The following is a 13,229-nucleotide window of genomic DNA, read 5'->3' on the forward strand; positions in this document are numbered from 1 at the left end:
TCGCGGTGCGGGGAACAGCCTGGTGGCCGAACTATGATCGGAGGGTGTCCGAATCCTCCCTCGCGGAAATGCTGCGGGCCCGTGGGCTGCGGCTGACGGCCCAGCGGCAGCTCGTCCTCCAGGCGGTGCTCGATCTGGGCCACGCCACCCCGGAGCAGGTGCACACCGCGGTCCGGGAGGTCGCCGCCGGCGTCAACATCACCACCATCTACCGCACGCTTGAGCTGCTGGAACGGCTCGGTCTGGTCACCCACACGCACCTGTCGCACGGCTCACCGACCTATCACGCCGCCGGTGAACACCAACACGTCCATCTGGTCTGCCGGGAGTGTGGCGCGATCGACGAGATCGATCCGGAGCTGCTCCGCCCCCTCGCCGACCAGTTGGCCGCGCAGCGCGGGTTCCGGGTGGACATCGGGCACGTGTCACTCTTCGGCGTCTGCGTACGCTGCGAGAACGGGGACGAGAAATGATCGACATCGCGGGTGCGGTGGCCGTCGAGGGCATCGACGAGGCCAGCCGTGACCAGCCGGATCCGGAGCACGTAGCGGCCGGGGTGCGGGGGGTGGCCGCGCACTACGGCGACCCGCTGCGCGAGCAGCGCACCCTCGACACCGCTGTCGGTCTGGTCGACCGGTCGCATCGGGGGGTCATCGCGGTGGCCGGAGAAGAACGGGCCAGTTGGCTGCACACCGTCACCTCGCAGCACCTGAGCGCGCTCGCCGCGGGCGAGGGCACCGAGTTGCTGGTGCTGTCCCCGCACGGCCACATCGAGCAGCACGCCATGGTCGCCGAGGACGGCGAGACCACCTGGCTGGACACCGAGCCCGGCGCCACCCAGGGCCTGCTGACCTACCTGGAGAAGATGCGGTTCTTCAGCAAGGTCGAACCACGCGACGCGACTGCCGAGCGCGCGCTGTTGTCACTGGTCGGGCCGGGGGCCATGGAGGCGCTCGCCACGCTCGGCGTGACCGGGCTCGCCGCACCGGACGTGGCAGCGGTGCCGGGTCCGAAGTTCCCGCACGGTGCCGTGCCACTTCGGGCGAGCGCGCGGTACGACGTACGACCGCTGCCGATCGGCGGCTGGGCCCGACGCGGTCCGCTCGGGGTGGACCTGCTGGTGCCCCGCTCGGCGATGGACCAGGTGGTGGCGGAGCTGCGCGGCGCCGGGGTGCCGGTCGCGGGCCTGTGGGCGTACGAGGCGATCCGGGTGGCCGCCCGGCAGCCGCGGGTCGGGGTGGACACCGACCACCGGACCATTCCGGCCGAGGTCGACCTGATCGCCCCGGCTGTGCACCTGGACAAGGGTTGCTACCGGGGGCAGGAGACGGTGGCGCGGGTGCACAACATGGGCCGGCCGCCGCGTCGCCTCGTACTGCTGCATCTGGACGGGGTGACCACCGATCAGCCGCCGGTGGCCGGTACGCCGGTGACCCTCGACGGCCGGGCGGTCGGCTTCGTCGGCACCGCCGTGCTGCACCACGAGCTGGGTCAGGTCGCGCTCGCGGTGCTGAAGCGCAACGTCCCGGACGACGCCGCGTTGTTGATCGGCGAGACCGCGGCGGCGATCGACCCGTCCTGAGCGGGCCGTCTAGGATCGCCGGCATGACGACAGGGACGTTGATCACGGTGGCCCCGACCGGCGCTGAGTCGGCCAAGGCGGAGGTGCCGGCGCTGCCGGTCACCCTCGACGAGTTGCTGCTCACCGCCAAGGAGTGCGAGGCGCTCGGCGCCGCCGTGATCCACGTCCACATCCGCGACGACGAGGCCCGGCCGACGCTCGACCCGGTGCGGCTGGCCGACACGGTCGCGGCATTGCGGGAGAGCACCGACCTGATCGTGCAGCTCTCCTCCGGCGGCGCGGTGACCGACCCGGAGGCCGCCCGGCTCGCCGTGCTCGACGCCCGTCCGGACATGGCCTCCTGCACCATGGGCACCGTCAACTTCGGCGACGACGTCTTCCTCAACCGCTGGGAGTTCATCGTCGACCTGCACACCCGGATGCAGGAACGCGGGATCGTGCCGGAGTACGAGATCTTCGACCTCGGCCACCTGTCCGCGTTGCAGCGGCTGCTCGGCAAGTACGGCCTGCCGGCCGGTGGGCACGTGCACGTCGACTTCGTGATGGGCGTGCCGGGCGGTATGCCGGGCAACACCGAGACGCTGGTCGCGGCCCACCGGATGCTGCGGGACCTGCCCGAGGGCACCACCTTCTCGGCCACCGGCGTCGGCCGGAGCACCATCGCGGTGCTGCTGGCCTCGCTGTCGACCGGCGGGCACCTGCGGGTCGGCATGGAGGACACAGTGACGTACGCGAAGGGCCGCCCGGTGGAGTCCAACATGCAGCTGGTCGCCCGCGCTGTCGGTTTCGCCCAGCTCGCTCAGCGCCCGCCGTTGACCACCACCGAGGCCCGCGAGCTTCTCGGGCTGTAAGGCCGGATCTGTCCCGCGCCCCTGTCACCCGGGCGGTGGACCTCCTGGTCACCCCGCCGCCGGGCACCCCCGGACCGTCGGTACCGTCCAGCGCGTGACGAAGACGTACGAGGGCGGCGCGCCGCTCGCCGAGGTGGTCCGGTCCGGGTTCGTGGAGGGTGCGCACCGCGGCTCGGTGGTGGTGCTGGACGCCGCCGGTGTCGCGGTGGCGTCCGCCGGGGACGTGACCTCGCCGATCTTCCCCCGCTCGGCCAGCAAGCCGATGCAGGCGATCGGGATGCTCCGGGCCGGCCTGGCCCTCACCGACCCGGCCGACGTGGCGCTGGTCTCGGCGAGCCACGCCGGCGAGGAATTCCACCTGGCCCGGGTCGCTGCGCTGCTGGAGCGCGCCGGGCTGGACGCGTCGGCGCTGCACTGCCCACCCGACCTGCCGGTGGGCACCGCGGCCCGGGAGGCGGTGCTTCGCGCCGGTGGCGGCCCGAACCGGGTGCAGATGAACTGCTCCGGCAAGCACAGCGGGATGCTGCTGACCTGCGAGGCCGCCGGTTGGTCGCGGGAGGGCTACTGGCGACCCGAGCACCCGCTGCAGCAGCGGTTGCGGGCCGCCATCGAGGAGTTCACCGGCGAGCAGGCGGCGGCGGTGGGGGTCGACGGTTGCGGCGCCCCGGTCCTCGCGGTGTCGCTGACCGGCCTGGCCGGGGCGTTCCTCCGGCTGGTCGACGCCGAGCCCGGATCGGTGCCGCGCACTGTGGCCGACGCGATGCGGGCGTACCCGGAGATCGTGGGTGGCACCCAGGCCGACGACACCCGGCTGATGCGTGGTGTCCCGGGGCTGCTGGCCAAGGTCGGTGCCGAGGGTGTGATCGCCGTGGCGCTGCCGGGTGTCGGCGCCGTCGCGCTGAAGGTCGACGACGGCGCCGACCGGGCCCGGATGCCGGTACTGGTCTCCGCGCTGCGCCGGCTCGGCGTGGACGCCCCGGTGCTGACCGAGTACGCGGAGGTGCCGCTCTTTGGCGGCGGGGTTCCGGTCGGGGCGGTCCGCCCGCTCTGGTGACTGTGCTCTAACTCAGGAAGTCGAGCAGCGCGGCGTTGACCGGCTCCGGGCGCTCCAGCGGCAGCAGGTGGGCGGCGTCCGGCACGTCGGGCAGTCGTACCGCGCCGGGGACCTCGGCGGCGATCCGGTCGGCGAGCCGACTGATGTCCGGCACGTCCGCGGCACCGGCGGTGACCAGGACGGGGATCTTCAGCTCGCCGAGACGGCCGATCGCCGGTGGCGACAGCTCTCCCACCTCGACCGCGCCGAGCGCCAGCTCGGCGGCGAGGGCACGCTGGTCCATCTCCTGCGCGAACGCGAGCAGCTCGCTGTCGACCTCCTCCGGCTGGCGTCGTGGGCCGACCACCCAGAACCGCACCTCGCCGGCCGCGCCGGCGACGAAGTCGTCCGGGTCGACCTCTCCGACCAGGTCGTCCCAGAGGTCGTTCGCCTCGTCGGACCACTCGTTGCCGGAGACCGCCGTGTCGAACAGCGCGAGCGCGCTCACCCGGTCGGGGTGGGCCAGCGCGGTGTCGATGGCGACCGTCCCGCCGAAGGAACAGCCGACCAGGGCGGCCCGGGGCAGGTCGAGCGCGTCCAGCAGCCCGGCCACGTCGTCGTGGTGCGTGAACGGGGTCGGCGGGAGCTCCGAGTCTCCGTAGCCGCGCAGGTCCGGGACGATCACCCGGTGCCGGGCGGCGAGCGCGGACACCTGTCCCCGCCACATCCGCCGGTCGGCGATTCCGGCGTGCAGCAGGACGACTGGCGAACCGGTGCCGGCCTCGTCGTACGCGATGCTTGCTCCATTGACTGTGATCTTGTGCACGAACGGACCGTACGGACCGGCCGAGCGGCGCGCAAACGGGTGCTGAGACCTTGCTAACTATGGTTAGCGTTTTGCTTGCAAGAGCTAGCGCGGGCTATTAGCGTCGCTGCCATGGCCACACCCAAGGACCTTCCCGACGTCGGCGGGTTCATCCGCGATCTGCGGCGCAACGCCAAGATCTCGCTGCGGCAGCTCGCCGAGCAGGCGGGGGTCAGCAACCCGTACCTCAGCCAGATCGAGCGCGGCCTGCGCAAACCCAGCGCCGAGGTGCTCCAGCAACTGGCGAGCGCGCTGCGGGTCTCCACGCCGGCGATGTACCTGCGCGCCGGCCTGCTCGACGACAAGGAAGGCCACGGGGTGCTCGCCGCCATCGCCGTGGACGCCGACCTGACGATGGCGCAGAAGCAGTCGCTCAGTCAGATCTACGAGACGTTCCGCCGGGAGAACACCCGGTTGGCCGAGACCCAGGCCGAAGCCGAGGCGGCGCAGGCCGACCAGCCCGCCAGCCAGGCCGCGGACCTGGCGAATGTCGCCGCCACCGGCCCCACCACAGTGGGCGGCACCCCGACCGAAGCCGTGCTCGAGTCGGTCGCCGTCACCGAGGCGGGCACCGCCCCCGCCCCGGGAAGCACCAGCATCCCCCAGAAGAAGAAGGCCGCCGAGGCGGCCGAAGAGGAGACGTCATGAGCGAGCCGAAGACCAACCGCATCCCCGCCCCGATCTACGCCGCCGCCGGTGCCGGTGAGCTGGCCATCGAGCAGCTGCGCAAGCTGCCGGCCGTTGTCGGCGTGCTCAGCACCCGGGTCGTCGCCGACCTGGGTGGCCGGGCCGTGCTGACCGGCTTCGAGCTGAAGCAGAAGGCCACCGAGACGCTGCGCACCGCCAACGAGACCGCCGACCTGGCGAAGCTGCGCGAGGTGGCCGACATCGACAAGCTGCGCGCCGCCGCGACCCGCAACGCCGCACTGGTGGTCGCTGGTGCCCAGGTCGCCCAGGAGCGCGCGTTCGCCGCGTACGGTGCGCTGGTCGCTCGGGGCGAGCGGGTCGTCGGTGCCGGCGTGCTGGAGGCCGCCGAGACGGTCAACGCCGACATCGAGGCCACCGAGGCCGTGACGCCGACGACCACCACCGCGGCTGCCACCACCGCGGCGGCCCCCGCCGACGCGCCGACCCCGGCCGACGTTGCCGAGATCGCCGAGGCCAAGCCGGCCGCCGTCAAGAAGGTCGCCCGCGCGCCGAAGGCCGCCAAGCCGGTCGAGACCCCGTCGGCGAAGCTTCCCCGGGCCACCAAGCGGACCCGCCCGGCCGCCGAGTAGCTCATCCTGTCCGCGACCCCGGCGGCGTCCTTGTCGGACGTAGCCGGGGTCGTGGACATAAACTGGCCGACATGGCCAACGCCGCGCCGATCTTCGCGTTCGAAGTCCGCTACGTGATCGAGCTGATTCTGCTCGTCTTCGCGCTGATCATCCAGGGTGTCGCGCTGGTGCATGCCGTCACGCAGCGCTCCGACGCCTTCCCCGCCATCGGGACGCTGCCCAAGGGCGGCTGGATCGCCATCCTGGCGGTCTGCCTCGTGCTCACACTGCTCGGCTTCGGTCCGATCAGCCTCTTCGGACTGATCGGCATCGCCGCCGCGCTCATCTACCTGCTCGACGTCCGGGTCGGTCTTCGCGACCTGAGCGACGGCAAAGGGTTCTGGTGAGAGGTTTTCGCTGGCCGCCCCCACCCGACAGCGGGCCCCGCACCTGGGGGCCCGGGCCGGGTGGGCCGCGTACCGGCCGACCGGCGCTGCCGGAGCCGGAGACCGAGCTGGTCACCACCCCGCACGGCGTACGGCTGGAACGGTTGGTCACCGGCACCGGTGATCCGGTCACCGTGTTCGCGCACGGGCTGGGCAACGGCATCGCCACCACCCGCCCGTTCGGCAGTGGGGTGAACGGCCGCAAGGTGTTCTTCCAGTTCCGCGGGCACGGCCGATCCGTTGCCCCGGACGGGCCGTGGGACTACCTGGACCTGGCCCGGGATCTGCGGGCGATCGCCGACCTCGGGGGCGCCAGCCGGGCGTTCGGCGCGAGCCTCGGCGCGGGTGCCCTCTGCCGACTCCTCGTCGAGAGCCCGGATCGTTTCGACAAACTGGTCTTCTTCCTGCCCGCGGTCCTCGACGAGCCACGCGGGCCGGCCGCCCGGGAACGCGTCACAGACCTACTGGAGGCGGTGGAGAGCGGGGACGCCTCGGCGGTCGCCGACATCGTCACGCTGGAGCTGCCCCCGGCGGTGCGCAACACCCCGGCCGGCTGGGCCTACCTGCGCCAACGGCTCGACCAACTGCTCCGCGACGGCCTGGCCGACAGTCTGGCCACGCTCACCGACCAGACACCGCTGCGCCAGATCGGCGACCTGACCGGCGTCACCACGCCGGCGCTGGTGATCGGTTGCGCCGGCGACGACCTGCACCCGGTCGAGGTCGCCGAGCGGCTCGCCGTCGCGCTGCCCCAGGCCACCCTGCACGTGTACGACCGGCCCGGCGTGCTCTGGTCGGAACGCGCCGATCTGCGGGACCGCATTTCCGGCTTCCTCAACGAGTAGCCTGCCCTGTCATGGGCGTCACACAGCATGGCCGCACGCACCGGCTGGACCTTGCCGACCCGACACTGCGCGAATGGACGTGCACCGTCCTGCACTCCGATGCGGAGCAGGGCATCGTGCTGGACCGTTCGGCGTTCTACCCGGGCGGCGGTGGTCAACCACCCGACCACGGCGTGCTGCTGTGGCAGGGCGTGCAGACCCGGATCGTCGGCACCCGCAAGGGCGACGACCCCTACCTGATCCCCGCCGAGGGTGACCCGCTGCCGCCGGTCGGCACCGAGGTCGTCGGCGCTGTAAAGGACGAGCGCCGCACCCGGCTGATGCGTACCCACTCCGGTCTGCACGTTCTCTGCGGCGTGGTGTTCCGTGACTTCGGCGCCCTGGTGACCGGCAACTCGATGGACGTGGGCGAGGCCCGGATGGACTTCAACCTTCCCGAGGTGCCCCCGGACTTCAAGAGCCGGATCGAGGAGCTGGTCAACGCCGAGGTGGCCGCCGACCGCTCGGTCGCCACCCGGGTGCTGCCGCGCACCGAGGCGCTGGCCCTGCCGGACATCATCCGTACCCAGTCCAACCTCATCCCGCCGGATGAGCAGGAGGTCCGGATCGTCGACATCGTCGGGCTGGACGTGCAGGCCGACGGCGGCACCCACGTCGCCTCCACCGCCCAGATCGGCAAGGTGCAGGTGGTCAAGGTGGAGAGCAAGGGCCGGGCCAACCGCCGGGTCCGGGTCCGGCTGGTCGACTAGATCGAGTACCAAATCCGGACGTCGGTTGTCAGGTATTGCTGACAACGTCGCAGGCATGACACAACCGCTCACAGGAAAGATCGCGCTCGTCGCCGGTGCCACCCGTGGTGCCGGGCGACAGATCGCCGTTCAGCTCGGCGCGGCCGGTGCCACTGTCTACGCCACCGGTCGCAGCACCCGGGCCGGCCGCTCCGAGATGGCCCGACCGGAGACCATCGAGGAGACCGCCGAACTGGTCAGCGCTGCTGGCGGCACCGGCATCGCCGTTCACGTCGACCACCTGGTGCCCGAGCAGGTCCGCGACCTGGTCGCCCGGATCGACGCCGAGCAGGGTCACCTCGACGTGCTGGTGAACGACATCTGGGGCGGCGACCCACTGGTCACCTGGGACAAGCCGGTCTGGGAGCAGCCGCTCGACGCCGGCTTCCGTACCCTGCGACTGGCCGTCGACACGCACATCATCACCAGCCACTTCGCCCTGCCGCTGCTGATCCGCAAGCCCGGCGGCCTGGTGGTGGAGATGGGCGACGGCACCAAGGCGTACAACGACGAGAACTACCGGCTGTCGGTCTTCTACGACCTGGCCAAGGTCTCGGTCAACCGGCTCGCCTTCAGCCAGGCGCACGAGCTGAAGCCGCACGGCTGCACAGCAGTGGCGCTCACCCCCGGCTGGATCCGTTCCGAGGCGATGCTGGAGCACTTCGGCGTGACCGAGGAGAACTGGCGTGACGGCGCCGCCACCGACCCGAACTTCCTCATCTCGGAGACCCCGGCCTTCGTCGGCCGGGCGGTGGCCGCGCTCGCCGCCGACGAGGAGAGGGCCCGCTGGAGCGGCAAGTCCGTCGATGCCGGCACGCTGTCCAAGGTGTACGGGTTCACCGACCTCGACGGCAGCCAACCCGAGGGCTTCCGCTACATCACCGAGGTGGTCGACGCGGGCAAACCGTCGGACGTGACCGGCTACCGGTAGAGCACGGCGAGCCGGTCGGCGCTCTCCGCGAACAACTGCCGCAGCTCGGGTGGGTCGATGACCTCGACCTCGGGGCCGAGCCCCAACAGTTGGCGGTACGCCACCTGGACCGACTCGACGGGCAGCCGCGCCACCACCCAGCCCTGCCCGTCGGGCGGGCTGGCGGCGGCGACCAGCTCGTCGTACACGAAGGGGGCATCGACCAGGTGCCGGAGCTGGCGCACGCCGGCGGGGCTCAGCCGGACGGCGACCTCGGCCCGCAGCATGGTCCGCAGGAATGACCCGGCCTGCTCGCGCCAGTGCCCGGCCAGGTCGAAGCCCTCGTCGCGGTCGAAGTGCTCGTCGCCCACCTCGACCCCGGTGACCCGGTCCACCCGGTAGGTGCGCACGTCGTCGCCGACCCGGCCGACCAGATACCAGACAGCGCTCTTGAGCACCAGGCCGTACGGCTGGACCAGGCGGGTCACCTCCCGCTCGCCTCGTCGGTAGCGCAGCTCCACCACCCGGTCGCCCCAGACCGCCCGGGCCAGTTCGGGCAGCCAGAGCGGTGGCGCGGTCTCCCGGAACCAGCCCGGCACGTCCAGGTGGAACCGCTGCCCGGCACGGGCCGGCGCGTCGCGCAGGGCCGGTGGCAGCGCGGCGAGCACCTTCAGTTCGGCGGACGCGACAGCGTCGGCGAGCCCCATCTCGCCGGCCGGCCCGGGCAGTCCGGCGAGGAAGAGCGCCTCCGCCTCGTCGCGGGTCAACCCGGTCAGTCGGGTGCGGTACCCGCCGAGCAGGCGGTAACCGCCGGCCCGCCCCCGGTCGGCGTAGACCGGCACGCCAGCGGCGGAGAGCGCCAGGACGTCGCGGTAGACGGTCCGCTCGGAGACCTCCAGCTCCCGCGCCAGCTCGCTCGCGGTCATCGACCCGCGCGACTGCAACAGCAACAGCAACGAGATCAGTCGGGACGCGCGCATCCGCCCATCCTGCCCGGTGCCGCTCACCGCCCGCCGGGCGTCAGCAACCCCCTGTCGTACGCGGTGGCCACCGCGGCGGCCCGGTCGTTGACCCCGAGCTTGGCGTACACGTGCAGCAGGTGCGTCTTGACGGTGGCCTCGCTGATGAACAGGCGGCTCGCCGCCTCCCGGTTGGAGGCGCCGCGGGCCACCAGTGTCAGCACCTCCAGCTCCCGTTGGCTGAGCGGCTCCTCGGCGGGAGCGCGCAGCCGGCCCATCAGCCGGCCGGCGACGCTCGGCGCGAGCACCGACTCGCCCCGGGCCGCGGCCCGGACCGCCCGAACCAGATCCTCCCGAGGGGTGTCCTTGAGCAGGTAACCGGTCGCACCTGCCTCGATCGCCGGCAGCACGTCCGCGTCCGTGTCGTAGGTGGTGAGCACCAGCACCCGGGCGGTGCTGCCGGCGCGAGCCAGTCTGCCGATGGCGGTCACGCCGTCCATTCCGGGCATCCGCAGGTCCATCAGCACGACGTCCGGCCGCAGCGTCGCGACCAGGGCCAACGCCTCCGAACCGTCCGCCGCCTCGCCCACCACCTCGAAATCGGGGTCACCGGTGAACATCCCCCGCAGCCCGTCCCGCACCACCGGATGGTCGTCGACGATCAGCAGTCGAACCGGGGCGGTCAACCGGCACCTCCGGGTAGCGCGGGGACGGAGGCAGAGATGGCGGTGCCGCTGCCCGGCTCGGACTCGACTGCCAACTCGCCACCGACCCTTGTCACCCGCTGTCGCATGGCGGTCAGCCCGTACCCGCCGCCCGGCTCACGGGGCAGCGGCTGGTCGGTGAGGTCGAAGCCCGCGCCGTCGTCACGGACGTCAAGCGTGACGACGTCCGCCATGTACGACAGGGTCAGCCCGACCCGTGACGCGGCGGCGTGCCGGGCCACGTTGGACAGCGCCTCCTGGGCTGCCCGGAGCAGTGTCACCTCGACCTCCGGGTGCAGCGGGCGGGGGGTGCCGGTGGTGGCCACGTCGGCCCGGACCCCGTTCAGGGCCGACCAGCGCCCGCCCAGCTCGACGAGGGCGTCCGGTAGCCGGGCCGTCTCCAACGGTTCCGGACGGACCGCCTGTACCGAACGACGGGCCTCGGTGAGGCTCTCCCGGGCCAGGGCGAGCGCGTTGTCGACGTGCCGACGCCAGTCGGCGGAGCGGTCGCGGCTCTGCTCGGCCGCCTCCAGTTGGGTGATGATGCCGGTCAACCCCTGCGCCAGGGTGTCGTGGATCTCCCGGGCCATCCGTTGCCGCTCCTCCAGCACCCCGGCCTCCCGGGCCTGGGTGAGCAGTTGGGCGTGCAGCCCGGCGTTCTCCCGGACCGTCTCGGTGAGCTGGCGGTTGGTCTCGCCGAGTTCTTCCACCAACCGCTTGCGTTTGGCGTCCTCCTGCTCGGCGACCATCGCGAACCAGCTCGCCGAACCGGCCACCACCAGGTTGAAGAGCACCAGCAACAGCCAGAGCGGCAGGCGCGATGTCACCACCGACAGGCCACCGCCCTGAGACGTGGCGACGAGGATTGCCGTGGTGACCACGCCGGCGACCCGCCAGCGCCCGGGCAGCACCGGAAAGGCATGGATGTAACCGACCCAGGCGAAGAAGCCGTACCACGGACTGGCGGCCACCAGTGCGGCGGCGAACGCGAGCAGCCCGGCGTAGTAGACCGCCATCAGCGTGCGCCGGCTCTGCCAGCCGGGGTGCAGGGTGACGAACCAGGCGACCCAGCATCCGGCCGCCACGGCGATGGCGAGGGTGGGCAGCGCCCCGAGGTGGTGGGGTGCCGGTGCGACGAGGGCCAGCAGGGTGCCCAGGGTCAGCCCGCCGAAGGGGAACACCCGATAGAGGCTCGCCTCGCGCTCTCGCCAACTGGTCAGACGGTCGTGCCCACCGTTGCAGGTCATCGCATCTCCGCTCACTCCCAGCGGAACAGTTTCGCCGCGCCGGCGCCGGCCACCACGGCGATCACCGCCATTATCCCCAGGTGCAACGCCTGCGGAGGAGCGCCGGTCCAGGCGTCGAGGAGCGCCTGCACCCCGGGCGGCGTGTAGTCGCCGATCCGCGCCACGACGTCCGGAAGCAGGAACCGGGGAAGGTAGACCCCGCCGAAGAACATGGTGACCAGGAACAGCGGCACGGCCAGGGCCTGTGCGGCCCTCGTCGTGCGGGCCACCGCGGCGACCAGCAGGCCGAGCGACAGCAGCGCGGCCGTGCCGAGGATGAACGCCAGCGTGAAGCCGAGCGGGTGCCGGGGGAGCGGCACCCCGAAAGCCAGCCGGGCGACGACGATGAGCAGCAGCGCGCTGGCCAGGATCCCGGCCAGGGCCAGCACCAGTTGGGCGGCGAGCAGCGCGGCCGGATGCGCCGGGGTCGTCGCCAGTCGGCGCAGCACGCCGCGTTCCCGGTAGGTGGCCAGCACTGCCGGCAGGATGTTCACCCCCACCATGGCGAGGGTGACCACCAACAGCGACGGGGCGAAGTAGCTGACGAAGGTCTGCCCGTCGAAGGTCGGATCCGGCTTGCGCAGCGAAGGGACCAGCCCGAGCACCACCAGGATCACTGTGGGCAGCCCGACGGTGAGGAGCAGCGTCGGCAGGTCCCGCAGATAGAGCCGCGCCTCGATTCTCAGGATGTTGCGGAAGGCGTGCATGTTGGCTCCCTCTCAGTTGGCGGGCCGGTGCCCGGTCAGCTCGACGAAGGCGTCGTCGAGGGTGGACTGCTCCAGCCGCAGGTCCGCGGCGACGATCTGGTGACGGGCGAGCACCGAGGTGACGGCGTGCAGCAGCTCACCGGTGCCGGTCACCACCACCTGGCTGCCGGTCCGCTGCACGGCGGAGACCTCAGGCAGGTCGGTGAGGAGCCGGTCGTCGACCGGAGCGGAGGGCCGGAACCGGATCCGCTGCTCCGGAGCCACCGTCGACACCAGGCCCGCCGGGCTGTCCAGGGCGACCACCCGACCCCTGTCGATCACCGCGACCCGGTCGCAGAGCCGCTCGGCCTCCTCCATGAAGTGGGTGACCAGCACGATCGTCACCCCGCTGTCGCGGACCTGTTCGATGAGGCCCCAGGTGTCCCGGCGGGCCTGCGGGTCCAGCCCGGTGGTCAGCTCGTCGAGAATGGCGATCTCCGGGTTGCCCACCAGGGCCAGCGCGATGGAGAGCCGCTGCTTCTGGCCGCCGGAGAGCTTCTTGTACGCGGTGTTCCGCTTGTCGCCGAGGCCCAGCTTGTCGATCAGCTCGGCCGGGTCGGCCGGGTTGCGGTAGAACGAGGCGTACAACTCCAGTGCCTCGGCCACCCGCAACCGGTCCGGCAGTTGACTTTCCTGGAGTTGCACCCCGACCCGCTGGCGTAGCTGGGCCGCGTCCCGGCGGGGGTCGAGCCCGAGGACCGACACCCCGCCCCCGTCGGGGACACGCAGCCCGGCGACGCACTCCACGGTGGTGGTCTTGCCGGCGCCGTTCGGACCGAGGACGCCGAAGATCTCGCCGGCCTCCACGGCGAGCGACACGTCGTCCACCGCCACCAGGTCGCCGTAACGCTTCTTCAGGTGGGTCACCTCGATGACCGGCATCGTGCCGCCTTCCGCCGCCGCTGACTTCGTACCCCTCAAGGGTTGTCGGGGTGAGCCGGCGGCGAATCGACCGGTC

At 72.1% G+C, this 13,229-nt stretch carries 16 protein-coding genes; 10 read left to right on the forward strand and 6 right to left on the reverse strand.

The annotated features are described in order from the left end of the window. The first annotated feature begins 44 nt into the window (after nucleotides 1-44). From NIE79_RS00865 to NIE79_RS00880, 4 genes are all read left to right on the forward strand, one after another. Complete coding sequence (locus NIE79_RS00865) at nucleotides 45-473, forward strand: Fur family transcriptional regulator (RefSeq protein WP_091402843.1); 429 nt, start codon at nucleotides 45-47, stop codon at nucleotides 471-473. Beyond that, nucleotides 470-1,582, forward strand: a complete 1,113-nt coding sequence (gene ygfZ, locus NIE79_RS00870; RefSeq protein ID WP_238676663.1) for a CAF17-like 4Fe-4S cluster assembly/insertion protein YgfZ — start codon at nucleotides 470-472, stop codon at nucleotides 1,580-1,582. The genes NIE79_RS00865 and ygfZ overlap by 4 nt, the downstream gene beginning before the upstream one ends. Nucleotides 1,583-1,605: 23 nt before the next feature. Continuing rightward, nucleotides 1,606-2,433, forward strand: coding sequence for a beta-keto acid cleavage family enzyme (locus NIE79_RS00875; protein ID WP_091402837.1), 828 nt, complete (start codon nucleotides 1,606-1,608; stop codon nucleotides 2,431-2,433). 94 nt (nucleotides 2,434-2,527) lie between these two features. Beyond that, entirely contained in the window at nucleotides 2,528-3,487 is a 960-nt protein-coding gene (locus tag NIE79_RS00880) for an asparaginase (RefSeq protein WP_238676664.1), read from the forward strand. A 7-nt stretch (nucleotides 3,488-3,494) separates the two neighbouring features. On the opposite strand, the gene NIE79_RS00885 is transcribed toward NIE79_RS00880, so the two are convergent. Next, the gene (locus tag NIE79_RS00885) at nucleotides 3,495-4,292 is read right to left on the reverse strand and encodes an alpha/beta fold hydrolase (protein ID WP_238676665.1); all 798 of its coding nucleotides are present in this window, start codon (nucleotides 4,290-4,292) and stop codon (nucleotides 3,495-3,497) included. A 111-nt stretch (nucleotides 4,293-4,403) separates the two neighbouring features. On the opposite strand from NIE79_RS00885, the gene NIE79_RS00890 reads away from it, so the two are divergent. The 6 genes from NIE79_RS00890 to NIE79_RS00915 all read left to right on the forward strand — a co-directional run bounded on the left by NIE79_RS00890 (nucleotide 4,404) and on the right by NIE79_RS00915 (nucleotide 8,597). Beyond that, nucleotides 4,404-4,979: a helix-turn-helix domain-containing protein gene (locus NIE79_RS00890; protein ID WP_238676666.1), complete on the forward strand. Its 576-nt coding sequence runs from the start codon at nucleotides 4,404-4,406 to the stop codon at nucleotides 4,977-4,979. After that, a complete protein-coding gene (locus NIE79_RS00895; RefSeq protein ID WP_238676667.1) occupies nucleotides 4,976-5,608 on the forward strand; it encodes a hypothetical protein in 633 nt (210 codons plus the stop codon). Before NIE79_RS00890 ends, NIE79_RS00895 begins: the two co-directional genes overlap by 4 nt. A gap of 71 nt (nucleotides 5,609-5,679) precedes the next feature. Continuing rightward, nucleotides 5,680-5,994, forward strand: a complete 315-nt coding sequence (locus NIE79_RS00900) for a DUF2516 family protein (protein ID WP_030327754.1) — start codon at nucleotides 5,680-5,682, stop codon at nucleotides 5,992-5,994. Then, nucleotides 5,991-6,878 carry an alpha/beta fold hydrolase gene (locus tag NIE79_RS00905; protein WP_238676668.1) on the forward strand — a complete coding sequence of 296 codons (888 nt, stop codon included), beginning with the start codon at nucleotides 5,991-5,993 and terminating at the stop codon, nucleotides 6,876-6,878. The genes NIE79_RS00900 and NIE79_RS00905 overlap by 4 nt, the downstream gene beginning before the upstream one ends. An 11-nt stretch (nucleotides 6,879-6,889) precedes the next feature. Beyond that, complete coding sequence (locus NIE79_RS00910; protein ID WP_238676669.1) at nucleotides 6,890-7,627, forward strand: alanyl-tRNA editing protein; 738 nt, start codon at nucleotides 6,890-6,892, stop codon at nucleotides 7,625-7,627. 55 nt (nucleotides 7,628-7,682) lie between these two features. After that, nucleotides 7,683-8,597, forward strand: a complete 915-nt coding sequence (locus NIE79_RS00915; protein WP_238676670.1) for an SDR family oxidoreductase — start codon at nucleotides 7,683-7,685, stop codon at nucleotides 8,595-8,597. Here the strand turns inward: NIE79_RS00915 and NIE79_RS00920 are convergent. From NIE79_RS00920 to NIE79_RS00940, 5 genes are read right to left on the reverse strand one after another with little or no spacing between them, the layout of a single operon-like run. Beyond that, nucleotides 8,588-9,556, reverse strand: a complete 969-nt coding sequence (locus tag NIE79_RS00920; protein WP_238676671.1) for a helix-turn-helix transcriptional regulator — start codon at nucleotides 9,554-9,556, stop codon at nucleotides 8,588-8,590. The genes NIE79_RS00915 and NIE79_RS00920 overlap by 10 nt on opposite strands. A 23-nt stretch (nucleotides 9,557-9,579) precedes the next feature. After that, complete coding sequence (locus tag NIE79_RS00925; protein WP_274523393.1) at nucleotides 9,580-10,221, reverse strand: response regulator; 642 nt, start codon at nucleotides 10,219-10,221, stop codon at nucleotides 9,580-9,582. Then, complete coding sequence (locus NIE79_RS00930) at nucleotides 10,218-11,486, reverse strand: sensor histidine kinase (RefSeq protein ID WP_238676672.1); 1,269 nt, start codon at nucleotides 11,484-11,486, stop codon at nucleotides 10,218-10,220. The genes NIE79_RS00925 and NIE79_RS00930 overlap by 4 nt, the downstream gene beginning before the upstream one ends. Before the next feature lie 11 nt (nucleotides 11,487-11,497). Continuing rightward, nucleotides 11,498-12,232: an ABC transporter permease gene (locus NIE79_RS00935; protein ID WP_238676673.1), complete on the reverse strand. Its 735-nt coding sequence runs from the start codon at nucleotides 12,230-12,232 to the stop codon at nucleotides 11,498-11,500. A 12-nt stretch (nucleotides 12,233-12,244) separates the two neighbouring features. After that, a complete protein-coding gene (locus tag NIE79_RS00940; RefSeq protein WP_112584211.1) occupies nucleotides 12,245-13,153 on the reverse strand; it encodes an ABC transporter ATP-binding protein in 909 nt (302 codons plus the stop codon). Between the last annotated feature and the right edge of the window lie 76 nt (nucleotides 13,154-13,229).

It is taken from the genome of Micromonospora trifolii, assembly GCF_022229005.1.
GTDB lineage: Bacteria > Actinomycetota > Actinomycetes > Mycobacteriales > Micromonosporaceae > Micromonospora > Micromonospora trifolii.